The 25,736-nt window shown below is 58.4% G+C and carries 14 protein-coding genes; 7 read left to right on the top strand and 7 right to left on the bottom strand.

Annotation, left to right across the window (positions count from 1 at the left end):
• Window positions 1-19 precede the first annotated feature (19 nt).
• Window positions 20-769 carry an enoyl-CoA hydratase-related protein gene (locus RMV17_RS23120; protein ID WP_311882792.1) on the top strand — a complete coding sequence of 250 codons (750 nt, stop codon included), beginning with the start codon at window positions 20-22 and terminating at the stop codon, window positions 767-769.
• A gap of 264 nt (window positions 770-1,033) precedes the next feature.
• Here RMV17_RS23120 and pyk read toward each other — a convergent pair whose 3' ends face one another.
• Window positions 1,034-2,485, bottom strand: a complete 1,452-nt coding sequence (pyk, locus tag RMV17_RS23115; RefSeq protein ID WP_077574310.1) for a pyruvate kinase — start codon at window positions 2,483-2,485, stop codon at window positions 1,034-1,036.
• 170 nt (window positions 2,486-2,655) lie between these two features.
• Here pyk and RMV17_RS23110 point away from each other — a divergent pair, with 170 nt between their 5' ends.
• The 6 genes from RMV17_RS23110 to RMV17_RS23085 all read left to right on the top strand — a co-directional run bounded on the left by RMV17_RS23110 (window position 2,656) and on the right by RMV17_RS23085 (window position 18,846).
• Window positions 2,656-3,042 (top strand): tetratricopeptide repeat protein, encoded by a 387-nt coding sequence (locus tag RMV17_RS23110; RefSeq protein ID WP_311882788.1) that lies wholly within the window; start codon window positions 2,656-2,658, stop codon window positions 3,040-3,042.
• 231 nt (window positions 3,043-3,273) lie between these two features.
• Window positions 3,274-3,633, top strand: a complete 360-nt coding sequence (locus RMV17_RS23105) for a PilZ domain-containing protein (protein WP_311882786.1) — start codon at window positions 3,274-3,276, stop codon at window positions 3,631-3,633.
• Between the two features lie 444 nt (window positions 3,634-4,077).
• Window positions 4,078-6,837 carry a hypothetical protein gene (locus tag RMV17_RS23100; RefSeq protein ID WP_311882784.1) on the top strand — a complete coding sequence of 920 codons (2,760 nt, stop codon included), beginning with the start codon at window positions 4,078-4,080 and terminating at the stop codon, window positions 6,835-6,837.
• Between the two features lie 132 nt (window positions 6,838-6,969).
• Window positions 6,970-10,710, top strand: coding sequence for a Tc toxin subunit A (locus tag RMV17_RS23095; RefSeq protein WP_311882782.1), 3,741 nt, complete (start codon window positions 6,970-6,972; stop codon window positions 10,708-10,710).
• Complete coding sequence (locus RMV17_RS23090; protein WP_311882780.1) at window positions 10,707-14,807, top strand: neuraminidase-like domain-containing protein; 4,101 nt, start codon at window positions 10,707-10,709, stop codon at window positions 14,805-14,807. Before RMV17_RS23095 ends, RMV17_RS23090 begins: the two co-directional genes overlap by 4 nt.
• The gene (locus tag RMV17_RS23085) at window positions 14,800-18,846 is read left to right on the top strand and encodes an Ig-like domain-containing protein (RefSeq protein WP_311882778.1); all 4,047 of its coding nucleotides are present in this window, start codon (window positions 14,800-14,802) and stop codon (window positions 18,844-18,846) included. Before RMV17_RS23090 ends, RMV17_RS23085 begins: the two co-directional genes overlap by 8 nt.
• On the opposite strand, the gene RMV17_RS23080 is transcribed toward RMV17_RS23085, so the two are convergent.
• From RMV17_RS23080 to RMV17_RS23055, 6 genes are read right to left on the bottom strand one after another with little or no spacing between them, the layout of a single operon-like run.
• On the bottom strand, window positions 18,847-20,178 hold the full coding sequence (locus tag RMV17_RS23080) for a DUF58 domain-containing protein (RefSeq protein ID WP_311882776.1): 1,332 nt from the start codon (window positions 20,176-20,178) through the stop codon (window positions 18,847-18,849). It lies immediately after the preceding gene.
• Window positions 20,175-21,176, bottom strand: a complete 1,002-nt coding sequence (locus tag RMV17_RS23075) for a MoxR family ATPase (RefSeq protein ID WP_034153443.1) — start codon at window positions 21,174-21,176, stop codon at window positions 20,175-20,177. Before RMV17_RS23075 ends, RMV17_RS23080 begins: the two co-directional genes overlap by 4 nt.
• Complete coding sequence (locus RMV17_RS23070; RefSeq protein ID WP_311882773.1) at window positions 21,173-22,336, bottom strand: DUF4350 domain-containing protein; 1,164 nt, start codon at window positions 22,334-22,336, stop codon at window positions 21,173-21,175. Before RMV17_RS23070 ends, RMV17_RS23075 begins: the two co-directional genes overlap by 4 nt.
• Window positions 22,333-23,880: a DUF4129 domain-containing protein gene (locus RMV17_RS23065; protein WP_311882771.1), complete on the bottom strand. Its 1,548-nt coding sequence runs from the start codon at window positions 23,878-23,880 to the stop codon at window positions 22,333-22,335. Before RMV17_RS23065 ends, RMV17_RS23070 begins: the two co-directional genes overlap by 4 nt.
• Entirely contained in the window at window positions 23,867-24,844 is a 978-nt protein-coding gene (locus RMV17_RS23060) for a stage II sporulation protein M (protein ID WP_311882769.1), read from the bottom strand. Before RMV17_RS23060 ends, RMV17_RS23065 begins: the two co-directional genes overlap by 14 nt.
• Entirely contained in the window at window positions 24,841-25,566 is a 726-nt protein-coding gene (locus RMV17_RS23055) for an RDD family protein (protein ID WP_311882767.1), read from the bottom strand. Before RMV17_RS23055 ends, RMV17_RS23060 begins: the two co-directional genes overlap by 4 nt.
• Window positions 25,567-25,736 lie beyond the last annotated feature (170 nt).

Raw genomic sequence — 25,736 nt, 5'->3', positions numbered from 1 at the left:
TTCAGACGCGAGACACGCCATGACCGATGCCATCCTGCTGGAACGCGAACGCGGTTTACTGACCCTGCGCCTCAACCGCCCGGACAAGAGAAACGCCCTGACCCGCGCGATGTACAGCCGCCTCGCCGAGGCGTTGAAACAGGCTGACAACGACTCTGAAATCAACGCCGTGCTGATCACCGGCAGCGCCGAGTGCTTCACCGCCGGCAACGACATCGCCGACTTCATCCTGCAACCGCCGAGCGACCTCGACAGCCCGGTGTTTCATTTCATGCTCAATCTGCTCGAATGCCGCAAACCGGTGATTGCCGCTGTGGCGGGCGCAGCGGTGGGCATCGGTACGACGTTGTTGCTGCACTGCGATCTGGTCTACGTGGCCCGCGATGCGCGGTTGCGCATGCCTTTCGTCAATCTCGGGTTATGTCCGGAGTTTGGTTCCAGCCTGATCCTTCCACGTCTGCTTGGGCAGGCCAAAGCGGCGGAGCTGCTGCTGTTGGGCGAGGGATTTAGCGGTGAGCAGGCTGCGCAGTGGGGGATTGCGAGCGAAGCATTGGGTAGCGGCGCGGCGGCGCTCAGCAAGGCGCGGGAAATGGCGCTGCGTTTCGACGAGCTGCCGGCCGAAGCGGTGCGCATCAGCAAGCAATTGATGCGAGCGCCGGATCGCGAGTTGATCCGTAAGGTGATCGAGGAGGAGGGCGCGTTGTTCACCCAGCGGTTGCGTTCGCCGGAAGCCTTGGCGGCGTTGACCGGGTTTATCAAACGGCATTGAAAAGCCAACCCTCATCGGAACGCCGCCCGCCCAGCCCTCTCCCAGAGGGAGAGGGAGCCGACCGAGGTGTAATGCGTTATACATCGACTTGAAAGAATCGGTCGGATTCAGCGCAGAGCTATCAGGTCGGTGCAATTCTGCAATATCCCTCAATCGGCTCCTTCTCCCTCTGGGAGAGGGCCAGGGTGAGGGGCTTTCGATTCAACGCAGACAAAAAAAGCCCCGCCATTCACATGGCGGGGCTCTTGTTTTTCAGCGCGTCACTCAGACCTGCGGGTCGCCCACGTGCAGGATCTTCATGCCGTTGGTGCCGCCGGTGGTGTGGTAGCTGTCGCCCTTGGTCAGGATGACCCAGTCGCCTTTTTCCACAACGCCGCGCTTGACCAGCTCGTCGATCGCCTTCTGGCTGACTTCGTGCGGTTCCAGCGAAGCCGGGTCGAACGGTACGGTGTACACGCCACGGAACATGGCGGCACGCGCCTGGGTTTCACGGTGCGGCGAGAATGCATAGATCGGCACCGAAGAACGGATACGCGACATGATCAGCGGGGTGTAGCCACTTTCGGTCAGGGCGATGATCGCTTTGACGCCCGGGAAGTGGTTGGCGGTGTACATGGTCGCCAGTGCGATGCTTTCGTCGCAGCGGGTGAATTCCTTGCCGATACGGTGGCTGGAGGTTTTACCGGTGGGGTGTTTTTCAGCGCCGACGCAGATGCGCGCCATGGCCTGAACAGCTTCCAGCGGGTACAGACCCGCTGCGGATTCAGCAGACAGCATCACGGCGTCGGTGTAGTCGAGCACGGCGTTGGCCACGTCGGACACTTCGGCGCGGGTTGGCATCGGGTTCTGGATCATCGACTCCATCATCTGGGTCGCGACGATCACCGCCTTGTTGTGGCGGCGTGCGTGCAGAATGATTTTCTTCTGAATGCCTACCAGCTCGGCGTCGCCGATTTCCACACCGAGGTCACCACGGGCAACCATCACCGCGTCGGAAGCCTTGATCAGGCCGTCGAGGGTTTCGTCATCCGCTACGGCTTCAGCACGTTCGATCTTCGCCACCAGCCAGGCAGTACCGCCGGCTTCGTCGCGCAGTTGACGGGCGTATTCCATGTCGGCAGCGTCACGCGGGAAGGACACCGCGAGGTAGTCGACTTCCATTTCCGCAGCGAGCTTGATGTCGGCCTTGTCTTTTTCAGTCAGGGCCGGTGCGGTCAGGCCGCCACCGCGACGGTTGATGCCTTTGTGGTCGGACAGCGGGCCGCCGATGGTCACGGTGCAATGCAATTCTGTTGCGGTGGCGGTATCAACGCGCATCACCACACGGCCGTCGTCGAGCAGCAGCTCGTCACCCACGCCGCAGTCCTTGACCAGATCCGGGTAGTCGATGCCGACCACTTGCTGGTTGCCTTCGGTCAACGGATGGCTGGTGGAGAAGGTGAACTGGTCACCGATCTTCAGCTCGATCTTCTTGTTGGCGAATTTGGCGATACGGATTTTCGGGCCTTGCAGGTCACCCAGCAGGGCGACGAAGCGACCGTGCTTGGCAGCGAGGTCACGCACCAGCTTCGCGCGAGCCTTGTGCTCGTCGGGGGTGCCGTGGGAGAAGTTCAGACGGGCAACGTCCAGACCAGCCAGAATCAGCTGTTCGAGAACTTCCGGCGAGTTACTGGCCGGGCCAAGGGTAGCGACGATTTTGGTACGACGGACGGACATGCAAAGACTCCTGAGTTCAAGCGCTAGCGAAGGCTACTATGCTCTTGGGGTGTAGTCATTGTTCGTTTGCACTACTTAATACTTTCTTTATTGAACACGACGATTGGCGCAAACACTTCTGAAGATTTTTCGGCAAGGGTCGATAAAGAGCACAAGACAGGAGAACCCTCATGCGATTCTTACCCATTGCCGCCCTTGCCCTCAGCGTCCTCGCCGTGACGGGCTGCACCCGTTGGTCGATGAACCACCATTTGAACAACGCCTACAGCGCCTATGACCGTGGCAATTGCGAGCAGGTCATGCTGGAGCTGTCCAAGGTCGAACGCGCCAGCCGCGCCCGCCCGTACGTATGGCCGGAAGTGTCGATGATGCGCGGCCAGTGCCTGGAACGGCAGAAAATGTTCGTCGATGCGGCGCAGACTTACCAGTTCATCATCGCTTCCTACCCGAACAGCGAATACGCCTACCGCGCTCGCGCGCGTCTGGAAACCTTGCAGAGCCTGGGCCATTACCCGACGCGCAGCGCCGCTGCCGTGGTGCGCCCGACCCGTTTCTGATGACAGTTGTCATACAAAATCTGGCCGTGTGTACAGGCTGAGCTATAGTCGAGTAACCCGGGTTTAGAGCCGAATCTGTAAACCCGGAGCAACACCTGCGACTGGCAAGTGGTCAGGTGACGGCGACGTAGCGACCGTCACACCGGAAGCGGGGAGAGCGGGCCGGCGATACCGGCACGTTCCGAAGCAAAGGTGCGGCTCTGTGATGGAGCCTTGCATGGCGAACTGCGCATGTTTACCGACCGCCGGATCGAACGGCACCAATTGCCGTACTTCCTCAGAGTGTTCAACAGTGTCACTGACAAGCCCATTGGCTTTCTCGGCAACGTCTCCGCAGACGGGCTGATGCTGATCAGCCAGTTGCCGATGATGATCGGGGTGGACTTCCAGTTACGCCTGAAAATCCCCGCCAGCGATGGCTGCCAACAAGTCATCGATTTCACTGCGTGTTGCGTGTGGTGCCACGAAGACGTCACGCCGCTGCATTACGACGCCGGCTTCATCGTGCAGCGCCCGCCGCCTGAATTCGGGCAACTGGTGCAGGCATTGCAGCAGTACTTCAGTTTTCAGCCGATGCCGGCTTCGGCCTGAATTCAAACCTCCAAAAGCTTCTCGAGCAGGCTCGCTCCCACACTCCCACACTGGATCCGGGGTGCACAAGCATCCTGTGGGAGCGGGCTTGTCCGCGAAAGCGTCCTCACGAGTGCACGAATACCGACCGTCAGATTGTGTCATTGGCCCATTCGTTACCCAGCCTTCTCCGAAACCACATTCCCCTCTCGCTCAACTGATTGATCGTCAGGCAGAGGCCGCGGTCTTTCAGTTAGATCCGCAAGTGCACAGACCAGCGCATTTTTTCAGAGATTTGCAGGTGAGGAACCAGGGTGTTGTAGTCGCGAGTTGAAGGTTGCACGACATTATTGGCTCGCTATGCGAGCAGACACCGTTCGTCGGGACTGTCAGATTTTACAGGTAGGAATAAGCTGACTCCTGTGGCTTTCTGTCTTCTCCTGTCACTGTATCCGAAGGTGATGCATGAACGACGATACCCACCAGAATCCTGATGTGCTCACCTTGATCATCGACGAGCCTGCAGACGGATCGGAGATTGATTTCAGGAGCAATACCATTTCAGGTAGAGGCCTGATCCACAATGAGACGGTTTACATTCAAATCATTGGGCCTCTTGTTGATCTGAAATTCGAGGTGTCTGCCAAGCAGGGTGTCTGGAGTTTTACCCTGCCGCACTTTATGCCTACGGGCAAAAACCGGGTTACGGCACGCAGCGTAATTTTTGAGGTGACGAATTACTTCACTGCCACTCAGCCTCCGCCAAGGATTGCGCCTCAGGAAGGCACCGGTGTCGATCTGAACGGGACGGGGATATTCGGTACCAGCATAGTGGTACACGGCGACAGTTCAGATGGAAAAAGCGTGATTGGGACTGCTGTTGTTGGCAGCGATGGAAAGTGGATCCCCAAGTGGCTCGAAGGATTTGAACCTGAAGAAAAGGAATACGTATACGTAGCAAAAAGCAGTTTTTCTATCGGTGACAAACAATTTGCTTCAGACGAATCTCAACCTGAAACCTATTCTCCGGGCATTCGCATTCCGACCATCACCTTCCCGGTCATTGATTTGCAGGAACGCCATTTCTTACTGTCAGGTATCGATGGCGTCGTGGGCGCAACTCTATATATCTATATAGATTTGACATCAGAAAACCTGGGTGAGATTGCCGTCACTGCGAATGACTGGAGCTTGCCTGTGACGGTCAAGCCAGGACCGGTTTCACTTGTTGCGCTGCAGGTATTGAACAATGAGCCGTCGAAGCGAAGCGCTCCCCGCTCTTTCCGGATCCGCCCTCCCGAACTGGAAGAACCTGAGGTCACCTTTCTCCCGGATCCAAGCTTGAAGTTCTCCGGCTCCGGCCATTTCGATCAAAACCTCTCGACCGAAATCCAGTTCTCTGCCAGCGACAGCTCGCTGCCTTTGCCTCCCAACATCCCCGTCAATGCCCAAGGCCAGTGGGAAGCGGCCCCCGTTGTCTGGCCTCTGGGCAGCTACGATGTGACGGTGATTCAAAAGATCGCCGACAACGCCAATGGCTGGATCGAATCGCTGCCTTTTGATTTCAAAGTCCACAACGACATGCCGGATATCACCGAGGCGAGCTACACCGAGGAGTATCTACCCGTCTTCAGCGGCAAGGGTTACACAGGTGCTACCGTCTCGCTCAGGTTTCCCGATACAACCGAGGCTGCACGGAGTGTAGTGGTCGTGAACGGCCAATGGTCGACCCCGGCATTGGTGAAGTGGGGGCCAACCAACAAGCGGGAAGTTCACATTACACAGCATCTGGGAGACTTTCCCTCGCAACGTCCTTGCATACTGCACGTCACGATTCCACCGCTGGCGCCAGGCCTGGATGATCCCTCCGAGGAGGGGCTGGAGCCAATCTTCAGTGGTACTTGCTTGAACGGCGCCACGGTGAGCATCACGTTCAGCGACGATGACGAGGTGTACGGGGCGATTGTGGAGAGGGAAATCTGGACGTTTCAGCGACCGACCCCGTTCAAGGCGAACGTTGAACACATCGCCAGCGCCACCCAGACGTTTGTCGAGCTCGTTTCGGAGCCAATATCGAAAACCTTCACTGTCCACAGAGTCATGTTGCAACCGCACATTATCGCGCCGGTATCCGGCTCAGAGGTGGGGTACGACGTCACCATTGAAGGTGATAACGGTATGCAGGGCGCTGTCATGCAATTACATGACAGCCAGATGGGAGGAACGCTAGGCGCACCGCTTGAATTACTTGATGAGGGCAAATGGTCGATCGAACTGCGCGATCTGGAGCTGAGGGGATATTTCCTCCACGCGCAGCAGACTCTCAATGGGAGAGAATCGGCCAACAGCGCCGAGCACAAACTCAATGTGGTGGTGCCGCCGCCTCGCTTCACCGCGCCGATTCCCGGCGGCAAGGAACCGCGTACTGCGAAGATTGCTGGCACCGGTCGACCCACCGCCCAAGTGGAAGTCTGGCTGCAAGGCAGTACCGAGCCATTGCTGACAGGCATCAATGTGAACTCGGATGAAAAATGGGAAGCCGAGGTCAGTTTACCGGTGGGCGACCATACCATCTGGGCCTTTCAGACCTTCGTCGTCAATGGCATTGCGCAGCGTTCTCAACCCAATGAGCGTTTGCGTTACAAGGTCGTGCCGGCGGCTCCGTTTATTGAAACCCCCACCTGCGATGATCATGTCGGACAGCGGGTCGTCGTGTCGGGTTTCGGGACACCCGGCGACACCGTGACCGTGACGCTGGGTAGCGATCAGGCAAGCGCCGAGGTGCGGGACAACCGTACGTGGTCGGTGACCCTGGAGCCCGGGCAGGTCGAAGGCGTTCATCAGTTGGACGCGGTGGCGGCTTGCGAAGGGTATGAATCCGAGAGGGCGAACCTCTCAATTCGGTTGGCTACATTCCTGCCCACCATTGAGAAACCCGCACCTGGGTCCTGGGTGCGTAATCCGGTGTTGTTTGCCGGCAAGGGCCGTCAAGGTGTCGGTATTCTGGTTGACGCCTTTAACCCTGACAAAACCTGGATCGCGTCGGTTCAGGTCGACCCTGACTGGCAAGGCCTGTCTGACCAAACGCTACCGCTGGGTGGCACCTGGTGTCGCTTCAGGCAGCAGCCAGATGACAGCGATCCGACCGGGTCTGACTGGGTCGTCAGCGATCGATTTGAAGTCGAATCAGCGCCGGCAGACAAAACCGGAGTGAAAATCCGATGAACGGTCACTAAACCTGTCATTTCTGACAGTTGGCGGCGACTGGTTTCAAGCGCTAAATCCTTATTGAACGCTGGGTCGCCGGAAACAACCGTCAGGTAGCCCGAGCCTGTTATCGACTCGAGGAATGTGACCATGGCTGATTCACTCCGCCCCGCCGCGCAGTTGTTCCTTCAGCTATTTGGTGAGCAAGCGCCCACCAGGCAAAACCGGCTTTGGAAGCTCTGGAACTACATAGTGGAGGGGGGATCGATTTTTCCTCTGGTCGAAAGGGGTATTCCGTTGCTGGTCGCCGAGTACGAACTCGAGGAGGAAGAGGCTCGGCGTTTTTTGCGCCGGGCTAACAGCCTGGGGACCTATGTGCGGCGTCGGTATATCGAGCAAGACGTGCATCGGGACAAAATCGGGCCGAGAGGGCCGTCCAGCGGGTTGATGTCACTCGTAGCGGGACCGCAACTGGAGCGAATGTTCGATCTGCAATTCGGAGCCAAATGCCCTCCGGGTTCTTTGGAGTCCATGTACGGGCCCGCGGCCTATCTTGTCTTTCTGTATCGCTTGATTCGCGACTTGATCGAGCCGGTTGCTGACGACACCAGGCTGCCGCTGCATGAGCGCCGCACGGATTTGATGGAGTTGCAGGTCGACAGCAAAACGGTCAATGCGCCGGAGTCGTCGGTCGACGTCATTGTCCGCGTGCTGGATGCTTTTATCACCGCGGACAAGAAGGGTTCATATGAGGATGCAATGGTCGAAGCACGTTATCCCAACGGTCTGCCGTATTACCAGCATTGGGTCACGGTCGATGGGGTTGCCGGTTTCAATGGTCGATCGGTGGGGGATTTTTCCAACATCGTTGACGTGAAGTTTCCCTACTTCTTGCACTCCGGAGCCCTGACGACGCTTGCCGCTGCCGCCCTGGCTCATGCCTCTCGGCTGGGCCCTTACCAGCAACGGTTGCTGACTGAGGAGTACAAAAACTCCGAAGATATGTATCAGTTCTATCGGGAAAATTTTGGCACCGAAGACTTGGAGTACTTGAATCTCAATCAGATTTTTTATCTGGCTCAACGTACGAATCTTGTCGCCGAGGAGGTTACAAGTCTTTTTTCGGTTGGAGACTATGCGCCGCGGCGTACGGACAATGTCGAATACCCTGAAGAGCCCGATGTCCCGGAAGGCGGTCGGTCTGGCTCGGTTTACATCAATGGGAACAGCCATCCTGCTATCGGCATCACTTCCCAGTCAGGGAGTAATTTCCATCGGATAATCGTTAGTCCCCAAACCCTGAAAGGTTTGAATACATTTGACCGATTGAACCGCAAGTTACGCCTGGACAAATGGCTGAATCTACCCAGCGAGCAGACTGACGCCCTGTTGGCGGCGGCGATCAGGGCCGAAGCACGTGGCGCTGAAAAGCCGGAGGTGTGGGCGATTTCGTTGAACGTGATCCATGCCCTGGGTCTGTTTCAGCGACTGCGTGAACGGTACAACTGCACGGCTGCCGATTTCGCCGTGTTTCTCGATGAGTTATCACTCTACGGTCGCGGCGATGCGCTGTCGCAGTTCGATCAGGTCTTCAACAATCAGGACAACTACCGCCAGCCACTGAAGCTCGACGGCAAACCGTTTGCGCTGATACCGACATCGGATCAAGACAATCTGACGATCAGCCAGTTGTGCAATGGTCTGGGGATTGATCTTCAGACTTACCACTATCTGGCGCAGGCGATAGCCCAGGCTCATGGTTTCAGCGATACGCTGGAGCGCAGTTCGGTGGTCATTTCCAGTTTTTACCGTTTGGTAAAACTGGCTCGGCTGTTGAATATCACGCCAGTCGAAGGCGTGCTGATGTTGAGAGTGCTTGGGGGCGAAGCCTGGCTCAACGGGCTCGCGGGCAAGCCACGTATTGTCAGCGCGGTGGATGATGACAGCCGCATTGAGGCCACGGCTGGCGGTCCGGGTGTGCTGAGCCTGATCGAGGCCATGCAGGCCTGTGTGCAATGGTGTGAGCAAAGCAACATATCGGTGCTGTGGATGTTGCAGCACGTTAGCGCACCCCAGCGCCTCAGCGAGTTCTCCCAGCAGGACCAGCAGTTCTTCGACAAGATCGGCAATCTCCTGCCCAGCGCGTTGTTGTCCAACAACTCTTTTCTCATGGCCGGTATTCCGCCAGCGGGAGAAAATGACTGGCTGGATTTGCTCTCGATTGACAGTGAGGGGCTAGCCCCGGTTGTCGACGTCAATGGCCTGGTACTGGCCCCTGTCGGCACGCCAGAACAATATTTGATCACCGCTCGCGAGAAACTCGAATGGGCGGTCAGGAACGGCCTGGACATAGAAGAGGCCCAGGTCAGTGCCTTGACCGAGAGCATGCTCACCATTCTTCTGCAGACCAGAGACGCTCAGGTGTCGCTGGTCAGGGAGTCGCTGGCGGTCTATACCGGCATCGATGGCGAGTCGGCCATCCTGGTGCTGAATTGGGTCGAAGCGTCGGTCTATCAACTGTTGCGCCAGGTGTATGACCGCACCGCCCTCGAATCGCCAGCGACGGAGCGTTTGCGTGGCGAACCTTCAGACCCGTTACTCGAGCTGCTGGCCGTTGTGCGTCAGCGCGCTGAAGTTGTTTCGACGCTGGGCTTGAGTACGGCACTGCTCCGGGATTACCTGGATTATGGATACGAATCCTGGCCTGGCCGTCCTGGAAAAATCGACTCCAGTCAGAAATATGTGTTCTCGGTGCGCACACTTTACGCGCTGACAACGCTGACCCGCGCTTTTGGCCTGAGCGAGCAGGCGGATCAGAAATTGCTGGATTATCTGCGTCAGGTCAATTCATTACCCTTTAAGCCCAGCGCCGATGCATTGCGCATAGTGCAGCAGGCTGCGGCTATCAAGCTGGCCGAGTTCTTTGCCTGGAGTGCGCAGGAAGTCAGTGAATGTGTTCGCCATATCGATCCCCAGACCCAAGTGCTGAAAACACTGGATCAACTGGACCTGTTGATGCGCGTGTACCAGTTGTCGATGCAGACCGGTATGGATGCGCGGACCATCTTGCGGATCGGCACTTTGCCGGAGACAACCGACGATAAGGAGGCCTATGCCCAGGCGGCTGAGCTGGCCTTGCTCAGTGAAACCCAAACGCGCATGCCGGTCGTGCAAATGCCGGGCGAACTGAAACAGTTGGTCAGGATGACTTGTAGCGCAACCCCTACTGAGATCATCGCTCGTAAACCAGACGAGAAAGCGATCATCACGTTGACGCTCACTGACGCCCAGGGCGCACCGTTGAAAGGTGTTTCCGTTGACTGGCAATCCGAGTTTGGGACGGTCTCTGCGCAGGTGACAAATACCGCGGGCGTCCTCACGGCTGAATATTCTCCGGGCGAGATCCTGGGCACGGATAACCTCTATTTTTCCATGAGCCTGCTTGAGCCTGAGTGGGCGGTGAACATCGACGTCATCGCCGAGGCCAACAGCATGCATTTCCCTACCGGATTAATGTCTCCGGTGCCAACGGAGGTCGTACCTCTCGGACAGGAAATCGAACTCTACGCCACGATGATGGACTCGCATGGAAACCTTGGGGCCAACATGCTGGTGGACTGGGCCTGGGAGGGAGAAACAGATCCCGAAGAAAGACCAACGATCCGCCCGGCACAGGGTTTCACCAATCAGCACGGTGTAACCAGGGTTCATGTCTCCAGCGCTTTCAGTGGCGAATTCACAGTCGGTATACGCAGCCTGGCAAGCGGGCAGGGGATTCATTTCGAACCCATCAAGTTTGGGATGACGCAAGGCCGCAAGCACTCGCATGAACAAGCGGCACCGCCTCCTGACAGTGACGCGGGAACCTCTTCCACGGAGCAAGGATCATGACCTCGAACAACATTGGCCTGTTGCAGGAAAAACGTCGTACGGCGTTGCTTGAGTATTGCATCGGGCAAGTCAGGTCGGAGCGCTATCCGCCTTTGTTGACCCCGGAGGACGTTTTCGAACTGCTGCGCATTGACCCGCTGGACAGTGCTCGGGTGCAGACGTCGGCGGTGGCCGAAGCGATCAGTTGTGCGCAGCAATACATCAGTGCGGTGTACAACAAAATGGAGCCCGGTTTCGAAAACCACGAGTTCCCCCCCGGGGAGCTGGAAAACTGGACGCTGTACAACAACTACTCGGACTGGGCCGCGGTGCAGATGATCGCGCTCTACCCGGAAAACTACATCAATCCGTTCGTGCGTCAGCGCAAGACGGATCTGTTCAAGACCCTTGAAAACAATCTCAACCAGGCCCGTCTGAGCACCGATTCGGTTCAAGCCGCGCTGCAGGATTACTTGCAAGCCTTTGAACAGATCTGCGATCTGGATGTTGTCAGTGGCTACATGGACGGCACGACCCCGGAGCGTGCCGATTATTACTTTGTCGGGCGTCAGCGGCTGCCGCCGTTCCAGTACTTCTGGCGCAAGGCACAAATCGAGATCACTCCCACGTGTGTTGCCGTCAACCCGGCGGCGTGGCGTGAATGGACAGCGGTGGACATTCAACCCGCAGGGCGGGTGCTGGACATGCGTCCGGTGGTCTGGAATGGCCGGCTGTGTCTGGTCTGGGCTGAGTGGCGGGACAAGGTCGGCGAGATCATCAAGGTCGACCCCGAGAATCCCGCCAAGGACGACAGATCCCGATTCGTGCCCCATCAACTGGATATCAATGTGGCCTTCATAAGGCAGAACGGCCAGTGGTCGGCGCCTTTGAATTTACGCCATGGCGAGTTCGATGAGGATCTCTCTGCAGGTGCCAGGCTGATTGCAACCGTATGGGTTGATTCCCAGAATCCCAAAGGCAAGCTCGGGGTATTGCTGGTCAATAACGCCGGCACCTTGAACGAGAAAGCGATCATCGATGTGCTGATGCGCCCCGTTGTCGAAGACACGGGTAACTGGCTGGAGCTGGCCAAGAAAGATCGATTTGTTTCTGCCTTGACGGTTCAGCACCCCTTGGGCCTTGAGGTCAGGGTGGTCCCAAGTGAGTCACCGTCAGGCTCCATGGCAGCTTTTCTGGGCCTGAACGTCTTCGCCATGCGAGTGGGTGACAACGACGTGCTCACGGTTGAGGGCTTTTGCAGGCCCACAGATTTGTCAGAGAAGAATACAAACTTCACCTTGCAGTTGGAGAATTCCGCCGGTAGTGACCCGGCGCCGGTGAAGCGTGCGATGTCTACAGCCGGCGGTTGGACAATGAAATTTCTGGCTACTTTCACTCGACCAAAGGGGGCCTGGAACAACGTCAAGTTCACTTTAAGGAATGATACTGAAGGCTTTGGCGGTAAACAGTTTGACCTGACGATTGTCGATCTCTCTGATTTCCTTGCGCCAACGCTGCTGAAAAACACCACGGATGCCGCCCAGTTCCTCGACTTTCAGCTTGGCGCTGCTTGGGCACTGCGATACGTTCGGCTCAATTCGCTGTTCGGTCCCGAGTTGGTCACACGCTCCACTGTCTCTCCAGCGACGCTGATTAACTGGGACTCCCAGCATCTGTCAGAGCCGCCGCCTACCAATGTTGATTTCGAGGAACGCAATGGCGCTTTCGACGGTGCCAACGGTCTGTTTTTCTGGGAGCTGTTTTTCCATTTGCCGCATTTGATCGCGACACGCTTGCGTGATGAAGAGCGGTTTGCCGAAGCGCAGACGTGGTTGCATTTCGTCTTCGATCCCCGGGCTACTGCCGACAGCAGCTCGGTCCCCGAGAAACCGGATTACTGGCGCTGCAGACCGTTGATCAACGATCTGGGCAATGCCGGCTGTGAAGCCGTGGCGCCCGCCGACCCGGATGCAATCGGATATTCAGCGCCTGTGCATTTGAGAATGCTGATGTTCATCGAGTATGTGAAGAACCTCATGACCTGGGGGGACTGGCACTACCGTCAATTGACCCGTGAGAGTCTGGTGGCAGCGAAGTTGTGCTATGTGCAAGCGGGATCATTGATGGGCAAACCGCCGCTGACTCAAACGGTGAACCTGTGGCAGAGCGCAACACTGGAGAATCTTCTGGCACAGAGTTGCACGCGCCCGGCACTGGAAACTTTCGAGCAGACACTGAGTTTCAGCCTGGCGGATGTTGCGGCCGGTTCCGATTCGGCTCCGATGCTGGGCATGTTGGGGTGTCCGCCGTTCAGGGCGCCCATCAATGAGCAATTGCTCGCTCGGTTCAACGAGCCGCAGTACCGCATGAACAACTTGCGCAATAATCTGACCATTGATGGCAAGCCCATGCTCCTGCCGCTGTTCAACCCACCGACTGACCCGAATCAGTTGCTGCGCGCGCTGGCGGCGGGTGGTGTCGGTGGCGCAAGGCCGATGGGCGGACGGCTGGTGGTGATCGCGTTTCGCTGGCGCGTGATCTTCGAAGTTGCCTTGCGCGCCGTGCAGAGCTTGCAGGATTACGGCAGCCAGGTGCTCAACCTGCTTGAGCGGCGTGATCGTGCCGAGCAGGAGGAGTTGCAGCAAAACCATCTGGTGGAGTTGGGCAGCTATGCCAAAACCGTGCAGGAGCAATCCATCGCCCAGTTGGAAGCGAGTTTGACGGCACTTGAGCAGAGCCGGGCCGTGGCTCGGGAACGAGCGGATGCTTACGCAGCCCGCTATGACGAAAACGTGTCGGCCGTCGAATATCAGGTCATGGCAAACCTGGACCAGTCCAAGGAGCTGGCGCTGACCGCCAAAATCCTCAAACCGGTAGGCGCGGCCGTGGCGGCTGCGCCTAATATCTTCGGTATGGCGAACGGTGGGTTTCGTGTCGACAAAGTCACCGATGCCATCTGCTTTGGCCTGGAAATCGCTTCGTCGATGTTGCAGATCGATGCCGACAAGCAAGCCACCACCGAAGGCTATCGCCGCCGCCGCAATGATTGGGGGCTGCAACGCGATCAGGCGTTGGCAGAAGTCGCTGCTATCGATGCGCAAATCGTCGCGCAAAGCTACGCGATTGATGCGGCCAGAACCAACTTCGCGCAAACGCTGCGAGCTAATGCTCAGGCGTTGACGATGTACAACTATCTGAAAAAACGCGCGACCAATGCCGAATTGTTCGGCTGGATGCTGGGCCAACTCAAGGCCTTGCACTATCAGGCTTATGACGCGGTGGTCAGTCTGTGTCTCAGCGCACAAACGGCGATGAGTGCCGAAACCGGCGATTACGATTCACATATTCCGTTGCCTCAGGTGTGGCTGGATCAGCGCCACGGTTTGACCGCCGGCGAGCATCTGCGTGCACATCTGCTGCGTATGGAGCATGAATACCTGCAGCGCACCGAGCGGCGGCTGGAGCTGGTAAAAACCATCTCTTTGCGTCGCCTGTTCAACGATGCAACAGACCCTCAGGTCGGCATCGGTAATTGGGAGGCGGCGCTGGCGCAACTGCAGACCACCGGCTCGCTGGAGTTCAGACTGACGCAATTGCTGTTCGATCGGGATTATCCGGGGCATTACTGCCGGCAGATCAGTTCGGTGGAAGTCGATTTGCCGATACTGACGGGACCTTTCGAGGACGTGCACGCGACGTTGCTACAGGTCGGCAGCTTGACCGCGAGCCGGGCTTCGGTGCAGTCAGTGCAGTACTTGCACAATCCCGTTCCTGAGGAGGTGGCCCCGAACGATGTGCTGTTCAACGTGCGCCCCGGTCAGCAGATCGCCCTGTCGGTAGGTATTGCCGACAATGGCATGGCGGCGGTAAAGCCGGATGAAGGTTTGCTCAATCCGTTTGAAAACACCGGTGTGGTGTCCGCCTGGGAGCTGAAATGGCCTTGGCATAAAGAGCTGCAGCAGGAGGCCATGTTGCGCTCGATGAACGATTGCATTCTGCGCATTCGCTATACGTGCAAGAGCGGAGATCAGTCGTTTACCGATTCGGTGAAGGAGTTGGTCAAGGCAACGGGAGAGAGACAGGCTGGCAAGGGCAAGGGAGTGCGCAGTCATGAATGATCCTGTCGTTCAGGCAAACGAGAATCTTGTGTGCAATGGCGAGTTCGAAGAAGCATTCGAATTCTGGACAAGGACGGGGAGGGTTCTCATAGGTACTGCGTATTACGACAACATGCCTGTCAAACACATCAAAGCGCCGAAGGGTGCGGGTATCAGTCAGGACGTTACACTTCCCAAGGACCTCGATGGCAATGGCACTTATTGGCTGAGTTTTCTCTGGGAAAGCAGTTTCAACCAATCAGGCTGGGTGAGGATTTCCCAGGGAGAAACCGAGCACCACTTCATCGAGCTAAAACCCGCCAGCAACCGTGATCATGAAGACCGTCTGGATCGTCTCGGCTCAGAGCCTGCGAGGCGATTCAGTCCGACCCTGCATGAAGTGGAACTGACATCGGCTATTTCAGAATCAGAGCCGTTGCGCATTGAATTATTCAGCTCGAATGAGTCCCCCAATCCTAATGGCGAACTCTGGGTTACCCGCATCAAGCTCGAATTGAAACTTGCGCCGCTTGAATTACAGGAAATACAACTCGATGGCATGTCGTTTCTGCCCTCGCGCAAAATGTATCTGTGCCAGGGAGCAAACAGTGGCAGTGATTTCGGCGGCGGCGGATTGATCTCGCCCCACATACTCAGTTTTGTACCTGTGTCAGATAACCCTTGGGACGGCACCCCGGTTGCATTGAGCATCGACAATAACCCGCAGGGCGCGATTGTCGCGAAACCTGCTTGGGACACCCAGCAATCGCTGGACCTGCCATGGACGCTCGATTGCCCGTTGATCGATGATCAGGACTATGAATTCACCCTGAGTTTGCGCAACCGTTACACCGCGCAGGCCTACGAGATCCCTGTATCGCTAGGGCATCACCGACTGATTTTTCGTGAGGTGGTCGAGGCCGCTTACTACCCGTTGATTGAGCAAACTGTTCGCCTGGGTGTGCAGGTTGCGTCGTACTACACCGGCCAGCCATTTGCCGGGCTTACGGTGAACTGGTCGACCGCCGGGCAAGGGGTTTTGGCGGCTGCCGTTACTGATGAACAAGGTTGGGCCTACTTCGATTATGAGGCGAAGGCAGCAGGGGACTTCATTATTGAAGCCTCTGTGGTCAGTCTTTATTACGAGCAGGGTGTGTGGACTCAGACGTTTGACGTGCTGGTACTGGGCGAGGATCCGTGGGCACAGTTGACTGTCGTTGAAAACAACGAGACCAGATACTGGATTGATAACAGTTATCCAAACCGAGGTTCTACACATTCCATTGACGTAATGCTGGCCGCAGACAGTCGTCTGCGCGGCAGTGACTTCTATCTGTACTGGCACGGTGACAGGCATGAGCAACTGGGTGTCGTTGTCAGTCCGCCTCTGGAAACGGCAGTGCCTATGCCGGTCGACGAGGGCGGCACCGCCTCCTGGAGCCTGACTTGTGAAGACCAGCGTGACGGGATGTTCGAATTGTCACTGGTCTGCTCGAAGCTGTTGTTGCCGTCGCCCAGGAAATGCATGTCGCTGGCGCGCAACAGGATCAGGATCAAAGAGGTACGCCAGGCGGAAAATAGTCCGGTGGTGGAAGAGTACGAAAGTGCGTACCTGCGATTGCAGGTGGTTCATGTCACCGATCAGGGCGACGGCGAACCGGTGATCGGTGCGAAGATCGAGTGGCTAACCGCCAATGGCATTGTGTGCAGCCAAACGGGAAGCGGTGGTTGGGGGAGCCTGAAGTTTTACACCAGAGAGCCCGGGATTCATGCGATCGCCGCCACGGTCCGGGCCCATGAGTCTGCTGAGCCGCATCAGTGCGAATTTACCGTGACCGCAATTGCCAGTAGCTCGTGGAAAGACAAGCTCGGCATTACGTTTGATCGCGGCCTGATCGACAGAGATTCAGGTGTTGCCTGCACACGAGGTCGAACCCACTCCCTGGAGGTTACTGCCCTTGCCCGCAGTCCTCTGATTGGCCAAAAAATCACCTTGGCATGGGGCGTTGACGATCCTGAGATCGGGCTGGAGGTCAGTCACCTCGGCGAGCCCAGGGTATTGCTGGAAGATGAACCGCTGATCTGGACCCTGAGTTCCGAGTTCGCAACGAGCCGCAGCAGTATGTTCGGACTGCGATTGTTGACCGATTCACTGGAAGATCGAGAGTTACTCGGTCGCTTGTTTTCGCCGGATATTCACGATGAGTTCACGCTTGTTCTGGATCAAATGAGCCCCGAACGAGGTCAGTCGCTGTATCCCTGCCTGGGCGCCGTACACCGGTATATTTTCAGAACCCATGCGCTGAGTGCCCTGGTGGGTCTTGCGATGGATTTGCAATGGAACGGAACTCCAGCAGCAGAATTGGGCATCGTCCTGAACCCTCCTTTACGTAGCGACAATGTTATTGATGAAAGTGGCATGACCTGGACACTGGATTGCTCGGCGAGTCGGGTTGCCGGGAGTTTTAGAATTAATTTTATTTTGGGGCTTTGGGGCAAAACCGATTCAACCACGCTGCACTTGGGTCATAACAAACTCAGCATTGAAACCGTGCGTGAATCCGCGGTGTACCCGGTCGTGGGTCAGGAACCGGCATGGATGTGGGTGAAGGTGCGTTCAGACTTCTCGCAAGATGCCATGGTTCAAGTGCCGACATGGTGGACGGTTGATGGCCACACTGAAGAACAGGTGACTGCTGACGATGGCTGGGCAGCCTTTGCGTATGGGGCAACCACAGGCGGATTGGCAACGGTTGAGGTGGCTGTCACCAGTCCGTATGACAATGTTACAGATGCTCGTTCGATGGAGGTCTGTTCGCTGGCCGACGATCCGTGGGCTCGATTGCAGTTCAGTATGGACAACGGGCCTGCACAGCCATTCGGCCAGAACACTTGTTTTCCGCGTCGCAAACTGACCCACCGAATCAATATGACCGCTCCGGGGGATACGTTCTTGTCAGGTCGCGAATTGACACTGGGCATGGTGGGTGCCGGTCCCGAGGCTCTGGGCATTCGCTTTGCTCAGCCAGTACTCGGTCTGCCAAGGGTTTTCAGCAGCGAGGCAGGATTCACCGATTCATTCTCGGTCGATGACAAGCGTAACGGCAGTTTCGGTTTGTTTCTGGCCTGCGACAAGCTGGCTCGATGGTCACCTGTCAATGCAATGTCGGTGGGCGAAGGCGCCCAAGTGGTGAAGATCGCCGAGCGTCCGCGGGGCAGTCAGACCTTGCTTTGGGGCGAGGCGTTGTCGGAGACGATCACTATCGTCTCGGCCATCAGCGGCAGGCCGATGGTGGGGATGAATGTTGTCTGGCGCAGTCCGGATCTTGGCGAGGTAACGACGACCACCAACTTCTACGGCGAGGCGCGGATCCGCTTTGTGCCCAAGAATCCCGGAGCGGCGCAACTGACGGTGACCGTGGGGGATGCGCAGTATTCGGAGTCGATTTCGTTGCCGTTTTTTCTCCATGAGCCTCGGGAAATCAAAGAACTGGTCAGCGATGATTTGACCGGACATCCAGGACAAGAGATGACAGCGCAGGCCTTGGTTGTTTCAGCTGACACCGGGGAGCCTCTGGCCAATGTCGAAGTGATGTGGGAATACGACAACACATCGTTACCGGCAACGCTGACGGATGCCGAGGGCAAGACGAAGGTGCATTTCGTCCTTGGCGAACCAGAAAAGGATTCACTATTGGCATCGGTGAGGGGAGGGATAGCGGGATGGGACGTCAGGGCGTTGATCCTCGATATCGTCGAGTCACGTTTTGCGGCCGTCGAGTCGGTTGTCGCTACACCCAATCCGGTTCCGGTCAATCAGTTGGTGACGATGACCGCGCAGATCGTCGACAAGCAATCGCGAAAACCCATGCCATTCAGAAAAATTCTGGTGTCACGCAACAATGCGCCCTTTATCGAGGGGCTTACCGACAGAGAGGGGAAATACACCAGCATTGGCAGGCCTGTGCAGGTGCCGCAAGTCATGTCCCTGACGGTCAAGGTCGAAAATCCTGACGGTTCTTCGGACACTGGCAGCGTACAGGTCGAGGTGGTGACTTGATCAAAGCGCCGCACTTCTTTTCCAGCTCAGATACTGCGTCACCAGTTCGGCCCCCAGCTCCGCAGGCCGGACATCCACCACCGGAACGCCATGAGCGCTCAACCGCTCATGGAGTTCTGCCCGCTCATTCAGGTAATTCACTGTCCCGCAGTAGGCCAGCGCCTCCGGCAGGGTCTGCACCGGTGTCTGGCGTAACGTATCCAGCGTCTCTTCGCGCAGACTGGCCACCAGCACCCGGTGTTGTGCGCTCAGGCGTTTGACCGCGCTCAGCAGTCCATCGTCATCCTCATCGCGCAGGTTGGTCACCAGTACCACTAGTGCCCGACGCTTCTGGCGACTCAGCAGTTGATTGGCGGCGGCCTGATAATCGGCAGGGCGCTGCGTGCTGTCGAGGTCATAAACCGTGTTGAGCAGCACGTTCAGTTGCCCGGTGCCTTTGACCGGCGCGAGATGGCGTGGCTGTTCACTGGCGAAGGTACTCAAACCCACTGCATCGCCCTGACGCAGGGCCACGTAACTGAGCAGCAGGCAGGCATTGAGCGCGTGGTCGAAGTGCGACAGTTCATCGTCCTGGCTGCGCATGCGTCGGCCGCAGTCGAGCAGGAAGATGATTTGCTGGTCGCGCTCGTCCTGATACTCACGGGCAATCGGCGTGCGTTGGCGCGCGGTGGCTTTCCAGTCGATCTGACGCAGACTGTCGCCTTCACGGAATTCGCGCAGTTGGTGAAATTCCAGGCCCTGACCGCGCCGTTGCCGCTGACGTACGCCGAGCTGGCTGAGCCAGTTGTCGACCGCCAGCAACTCACCGCCGTAAAGCCGGGCGAAGTCGGGGTAGACGCGGGTCTGGTCGCTGACGTCGAGCAGGCGTTTGCCTGACCACAAACCCAAGGGGCTGGGCAGACTTGTTTCGCAGTGGGCGAAGCTGAAATGACCACGCTTGAGTGGGCGCAGACGATAGCCGAGCAGGCTGCGCTGGCCGGGTTGCAATTCAATCGACAGCGGCAGGTGTTCGAAACTCAAACCTTCTGGCGGGTGATCGAACAGTTCAATGCGCATCGGCTCGCTGAAGTCATGTTCGACTTCCAGACGCACCTCACCCCAGCGGCCAAGCGCCAGACTGCCGGGCATCTGCCGTGTGATGCGCGGTGTTGGCAGGCGTTGCAGGCGCAGCGCATCCAGTACCGCCAGGGCCAACAGCGCCAGCAGCAAGCCCCAGTTGATCGAGATCAGGCTCGCCGGGATCTCGATCTCCAGTGCGCGCAATGTACCGAGGACAATGCCGATAAGCAGCAGCAATGTCAGCCAGATCAACAACAGGCGTGAGGGTTTCACAGACGCGGCGCCGGGACTTGGTCGAGCAATTGCGCGAGCACCTGATCGACCTGCAAACCTTCGATGTCCAGCTCCGGGGCGATGCGTACGCGATGGCGCAGCACGGCCAGCGCACAGCCCTTGATATCGTCGGGAATCACGAACTCGCCACCGCGCAACAAGGCGCGGGCGCGGGCGCAACGCACAAGGGCAATCGAGGCGCGCGGCCCGGCGCCGAGGGTCAGTCCCGGCCAGGTGCGGGTGCTGCGCGCCAGGCGCACGGCGTAATCAAGCACCTGATCGTCCAGCGGCAGATCACTGGCGATGCGTTGCAGGGCTTGCACGTCCTTGGCCTGCAACACGGTGCGCAACGGTTGCACATCGAGCATGTCGGCGCGGGTCGAGCGGCAGACCTGGCGCACCATGTTCAGCTCCTGATCGGCGTCGGGGTAGTCCATGCGCACTTTGAGCATGAACCGGTCGAGCTCGGCTTCCGGCAGCGGATAGGTGCCTTCCTGTTCGATCGGGTTTTGCGTGGCGAGGACCATGAACGGTTGCGCGATCGGCAGGGCGCGACCTTCGAGCGTGACCTGGCGCTCCTGCATCGCTTCGAGCAAGGCTGCCTGGGTTTTCGCCGGGGCGCGGTTGATCTCATCGGCCAGCAACAGGTTGGTGAACAATGGGCCTTTTCGCAGCTTGAACTGCTCGGTTTGCAGGTCGTACACGGCGTGGCCGGTGACGTCACTGGGCATCAGATCCGGGGTGAATTGAATCCGCGCAAACTCGCCACCGAAGCAGCGGGCCAACGCCCTTACCAACAGGGTTTTACCCAGCCCCGGCACGCCTTCGAGCAGCACATGACCGCCGGCGATGAGCGCCGTCAGCACATCATCGATCACCTGGTTCTGGCCGATCAGGGCCTTCTGCAATTCGCCGCGTACTGCCTGCGCCAACTGGCTGGCACGCTGGCGTTGCTGGGCGGCGTGGCTGGCGCTGCCGGGCTCGATCTGTTCGGTCATAGCGTGTTCCTCAGGGTTTGCAGGTGGGCGACCTGGCGGCAGAAATCGGCGCTGGACAAGCGTCGATCCGGCACCGGGCTCAGGGCCTGGCTGATAGCGCGGGTGGGTTGCCGGGTCAGGCGCGATAACGCCAGCCATTGTTCGGCAACGTTCAATTGGTCAAAGCCGGGATGGCGGCGGCGGGCGCGACGCAGCACATCCTGTTGCAGTGCTTGCAGCAGCGCTTGCTGGCCGTTGTGGCGCAACAGGAAATCGGCGCTGGCGCGCAGATGTTCGTGCAATTGCCGACGTCCACTCGGGGCGGGTAATTGCAGTGGGCCGTGGCGTACGCCGACGTGCCAGAGCCACAGTCCGATCAACCCGAGCAAAGCGACGATGGCTTGCGGAAAGTAGCGCCAGAGCAAGGTCAGCAGGCCATCGTGCCCGGTGTTGTAAATCAACGTGACGTCGGTATCGGCGCACAAATACCAGAGCAGCCAGGCGTTGTCGTATTGGCTGATGGCTTTGCTCTTCCACAACTCTGCGTCGGTGACCACAGTGATCGTGCCAAGGCTGTAGGGCAGTTGCATCATGTGCGTCGCCTTGGCGCTGTTGGCCCAGGCTTGCGCAAGATTCTTCGGGTCGTCGAGGTGGAAGTCGGTGTCGAAACCGGCGTAGGCCGGTGCGTCTTCGTCTTCCAGATAGAGCTTGGTCAGTTTCGGGAAGCGCTCTGGCTCAATGTCGTCGGGCAAGTCTTTCAGATCCTTGCTCAGGGATTGATGCAGTTGCACCCGATCGAGCAACAGGTCGTTACTCTGTTTTGTCTGCTCGTCCCACAGCGATTCGGCGACGAACACCAGCCGCCCGCCGGCCCGCGTCCAGTTCAGGATCTGATCGACCTGACGCGGAGTCATGCGAGAGCGGTCGTTGAACAGCAGAAGCGTATGCCGGCGCGGATCGATATCGGGGAGCACCGCAAGGCTTTCGGCATGGCTGACGTTGAGGCCACGCTCACGCAAGAACAGCTCGGCTGCCAGATAAGGATTGGCTTGCGCAGCGGGCGAGGGGCCGTGATCGACTTCTTCCTGATAAGGCTTGGCCTTGAGATAGAGGAAAACGCTTAACGTGCCGAGCAACAGCACGATTGACGCGCCGACCCACCACAGTGTCCGGCGACTCAACGGGCGGCTCCGGGGCCGAACAGGGCGCGCCAGCCATCGCACAATTCCTGTTGCAGTTGTGCAGTCGGCACGCGATGCCCGTAGGCCATGTTTTGCCAATGGGTGGTCAGGCTGCGGCTGAAGGCAAGCAGTTCCGGGCGCTGCAATTGCTCAACGTGCGCCAGCACCTGAAGTTCGGTGTCGGCGGGTTTCAGGCTCAGATCGAAGTCATGGAGCAAATGGCTGAGCAGCCCTCGATAGAGCAGGCCCAACGCTGCACGGGGTTGGCTTTGCCAGAGGTGTTCGGCGCTGGCGGCAATGTCGTCAGGCAAAGTGTCGCGATTCAGGTCCAGGCCAAAGGCCTGCTGTGGCAACGCGCGTTTTGGTTTGGCAGGCAGTCTCGGGCGGCGGCTGACGAAGGCTTGGAGATATTCGCGATAACGCCAGATCAGCCAGCCGAACGCAGTAATGATCGCGCCCCACAACAACACTTCAATAATCTTCGCCAGCACGTTGAAGTGTTGCCCGTCGAGCCAGCTCAAGAGGGTTTTCAGCCACTGCGGTGCGTCACCGGGTTTTTGTGCTGTGGCAGGTTTCGCCTGGTCGTCGCCAAAACGGTAGCGGGTAACGGACTCCTTGTTTTTGAACGGAGGTTGTTCAAGCAACGCCTTGATACTGTCCCGTGATGCCTGACTGGTCAGCGGTTGATTCAACAAGCGCGGTGCCTGCGGACTGTCATCAGGCTCGGCCGCCCAGGTCGGTGGCACACTCGGCAGCACCAGACAGACCGCCAGCAGCAGCCCCAACACACTGGCGTTAAGGCGTTGGCGCAAGCGGCGGAACACCAGTTCGATGTCCCACGCTTCCAGTTGCGTACGCCGGTTCAGATAAAGGCTGAAGCCGCAGGCGACATAAATCGGTTCCCACACCACCAGCACCAGCGCATAGAAGGCATTGGTCAGATGTTCGAGCCAACGCCACTGGTTATCCGCTGCGAGAATCAGCGACTGCCAGTCCCAATCCGTTTCGATTTGCTGTGGCAGCAGCATGTAGAACAGCACCATCAGGCCGATCCACAGCGCGGTTTCCAGGTGCACGCCGATGAGGGTCAACCACTGCGCGGCACCGGCGTTGCGTTGCAGGAGCACGTGCAGGCGTTGTTGTCTGGCGCTGCCATCGAGGCCTTCGAGTTGCACCACCGGCAGCAGAAAGCTGCGGCTGAAACTCAGACGGCGCCAGGTCAGGCTGGCCAGCAGTTGCGGTTTGAGCAGGCGCGGCCATTCGCGCAAGGCTTGTTTAAGTGTCGGCGTTTCGCCAAACAGCGCTTTCGACAGGATGTACAACGGCAGGCGTTCGTACGCCGGTTTCAGCCACCAGAAGATAAACACTGCCAGCGACGGCGAATCCCAAAACAACACGCTGAGCAAAGCGAACAGCGGCAAAGTGACGATGGCCCAACTGGTCATGAGCAAGCGTCGATGTTGTTGACACATCAGTACGCCAAGATCCATGGCTTCCCAGGTCGTGCGCGGGCGGATCACCACGGTGGCATCACTCAGGCGCATGGCGTGTCCTTCCGGCGAACAGCAGATAGCACGCGACCAACGTCCAAAGCCCGGCGCCGACCAGATATTTGGTCAGTGGCGCGACGCCGGTTTTCGACGACCAATAGGCTTCGATGAACGCGGCAATCAACAGGAACAACATCACGCCGCAGACCAGCAACACGCTTTTGCGCGCCGCCCGCTTCAGCGCTTCGCTGCGGCTCAGCCGTGCGGGTGCGATCAAGGCCCAGCCGAGTTCCAGGCCGGCGGCCCCGGCGAGGGCGATGGCGGTGAGTTCAAAGGCGCCATGGGCAATGACGAATGACCAGAAGGTCTGACCGAAACCGATCTCGCTCAGGTGTCCGGCCACCGCGCCGATGACCATGCCGTTGTAGAACAGAAAGAACGCGCTGCCCACGCCCATCAACAAGCCGCTGGCGAAGGTCTGAAAGGCAATGCCGATGTTGTGCATCACGTAGTAACCGAACATCACCCAGTCTTCGCTGGCCGCACGCTCGGCGGGGCGCCCGAGATGGCCGGCGACCGGGTCGTACATGCCTTGCATCTCGCGCACCTGATCGGCGGGGATCAGGTTGTAGACCAGTTCGGGAAACACATACACCAACATGCCGACGCCGATCAGGCTGCCAAAAAACAGCAGGCTGGCGACCAGTACGAAGGGCCATTCGGCACGTACCAGCCTGGGAAAGTCGGCGAGGATGAAACTCAGCAGATTGGCGCCTAGACGGCTGCGATGACGGTACAGCTGTTGATGTCCGCGCAGCACGTGTTGTTGCAACGAATCAATGAGGAAACTGCTGTAGCCGCGTACCTGTGCCAGCGCCAGATGTTGGCAGAGGCGCCGATAGGCCTTGGGAAAACCGGCGACTTGCGAAGTGTCCTTGCCGCGTTCAAGGCGTTCTAGGGCCAGCGCAAAACGCTCCCACTCGGCCTTGTGACGCGCTTCGAAAAGGCTTTGTTTCATGTCGGGCCCAACAAGCCGCGAGCGATGCCGTTAAGTTCGGTCACAGCCTTGGGCGCGGAAATATGCAGTGGCTGAGCAAGCAGCGAAGCCAGTTCATTGACCCGTGCTGGCGATAGTTCACCTTGGCGTTCGGCAAAGCCAAGCACGGCGCGCTGTTCGGTGAGTGTCAGGGGGACAGGTGAGCGCCGGGGCTCGGCATCAGGCAGTTGCGCACGGGTCAGCGGACGTTCGCTGTAGACCACCAGTGTGCCGGCAGCGATGTCGCCGAGGCGTTTGAAAGTCGGGTGTTGCAGGCAACTGAGGGTGCCGAGGAAGTAGCCGAAGGGCAGCAGATCGACAAAACGCAGCAGGTTGCGCAGCAGGGAGGCCGACCAGCCAATCGGGGTGCCGTCGTCGTGCACCACGCGCAGGCCCATCCATTGTTTCCCCGGCGAGCGGCCCTGGCGCAGCACTTCGAACAACACCATGTACCACCAACTGATGGCGAACAGCAGCAACGAACCCAGGCCTATGCCGAGCTTGCCGAAAAACGCCAGGGCGATGAACAGCACGCCCATGATCACACCGCGCAGAGCCAGATCGATCGCGAAAGCCACGGCACGCACCATCAGCCCGGCCGGGCGCAACGGCAGGTCGATGCCTTCCGGCGTTTCGACCTGATGCCGCGTATCCAGCGGCGGGGCCAGCGGTGCTTTCCTTGGCGGTGCTGTGGGCTCGAGCATGGGCTACCTGATGTTCGCCTGTTCGGGGTGCAAGTGAGTCCGATGCTAGCAGCCTCTCGGGGGAAAACGACATAACTATGTATTGCACATCGTAAAGCGCGAAGTGTTTGAATGACGCGAGGCTGGCCGCGAGCGCGGTCGAGCGCCTAGACTTTGCCGATCTTCAGTTC

The organism is Pseudomonas sp. VD-NE ins (assembly GCF_031882575.1).
In the GTDB taxonomy this organism is placed as follows: Bacteria; Pseudomonadota; Gammaproteobacteria; order Pseudomonadales; family Pseudomonadaceae; genus Aquipseudomonas; species Aquipseudomonas fluorescens_BZ.
The sequence above is the reverse complement of the archived record's forward strand: the minus strand, read 5'-3'. Positions and strand labels throughout refer to the sequence as shown.

What these genes read in the sequence shown, in the direction of transcription:
- RMV17_RS23095 (WP_311882782.1), top strand. Translation starts at nt 6,970, where the DNA reads ATGGCTGATTCACTCCGCCCCGCCGCGCAGTTGTTCCTTCAGCTATTT.
- RMV17_RS23110 (WP_311882788.1), top strand. Translation starts at nt 2,656, where the DNA reads ATGCGATTCTTACCCATTGCCGCCCTTGCCCTCAGCGTCCTCGCCGTG.
- RMV17_RS23065 (WP_311882771.1), bottom strand. Translation starts at nt 23,880, where the DNA reads ATGCGCCTGAGTGATGCCACCGTGGTGATCCGCCCGCGCACGACCTGG.
- RMV17_RS23105 (WP_311882786.1), top strand. Translation starts at nt 3,274, where the DNA reads ATGTTTACCGACCGCCGGATCGAACGGCACCAATTGCCGTACTTCCTC.
- RMV17_RS23085 (WP_311882778.1), top strand. Translation starts at nt 14,800, where the DNA reads ATGAATGATCCTGTCGTTCAGGCAAACGAGAATCTTGTGTGCAATGGC.
- RMV17_RS23075 (WP_034153443.1), bottom strand. Translation starts at nt 21,176, where the DNA reads ATGACCGAACAGATCGAGCCCGGCAGCGCCAGCCACGCCGCCCAGCAA.
- RMV17_RS23100 (WP_311882784.1), top strand. Translation starts at nt 4,078, where the DNA reads ATGAACGACGATACCCACCAGAATCCTGATGTGCTCACCTTGATCATC.
- RMV17_RS23090 (WP_311882780.1), top strand. Translation starts at nt 10,707, where the DNA reads ATGACCTCGAACAACATTGGCCTGTTGCAGGAAAAACGTCGTACGGCG.
- RMV17_RS23060 (WP_311882769.1), bottom strand. Translation starts at nt 24,844, where the DNA reads ATGAAACAAAGCCTTTTCGAAGCGCGTCACAAGGCCGAGTGGGAGCGT.
- pyk (WP_077574310.1), bottom strand. Translation starts at nt 2,485, where the DNA reads ATGTCCGTCCGTCGTACCAAAATCGTCGCTACCCTTGGCCCGGCCAGT.
- RMV17_RS23120 (WP_311882792.1), top strand. Translation starts at nt 20, where the DNA reads ATGACCGATGCCATCCTGCTGGAACGCGAACGCGGTTTACTGACCCTG.
- RMV17_RS23055 (WP_311882767.1), bottom strand. Translation starts at nt 25,566, where the DNA reads ATGCTCGAGCCCACAGCACCGCCAAGGAAAGCACCGCTGGCCCCGCCG.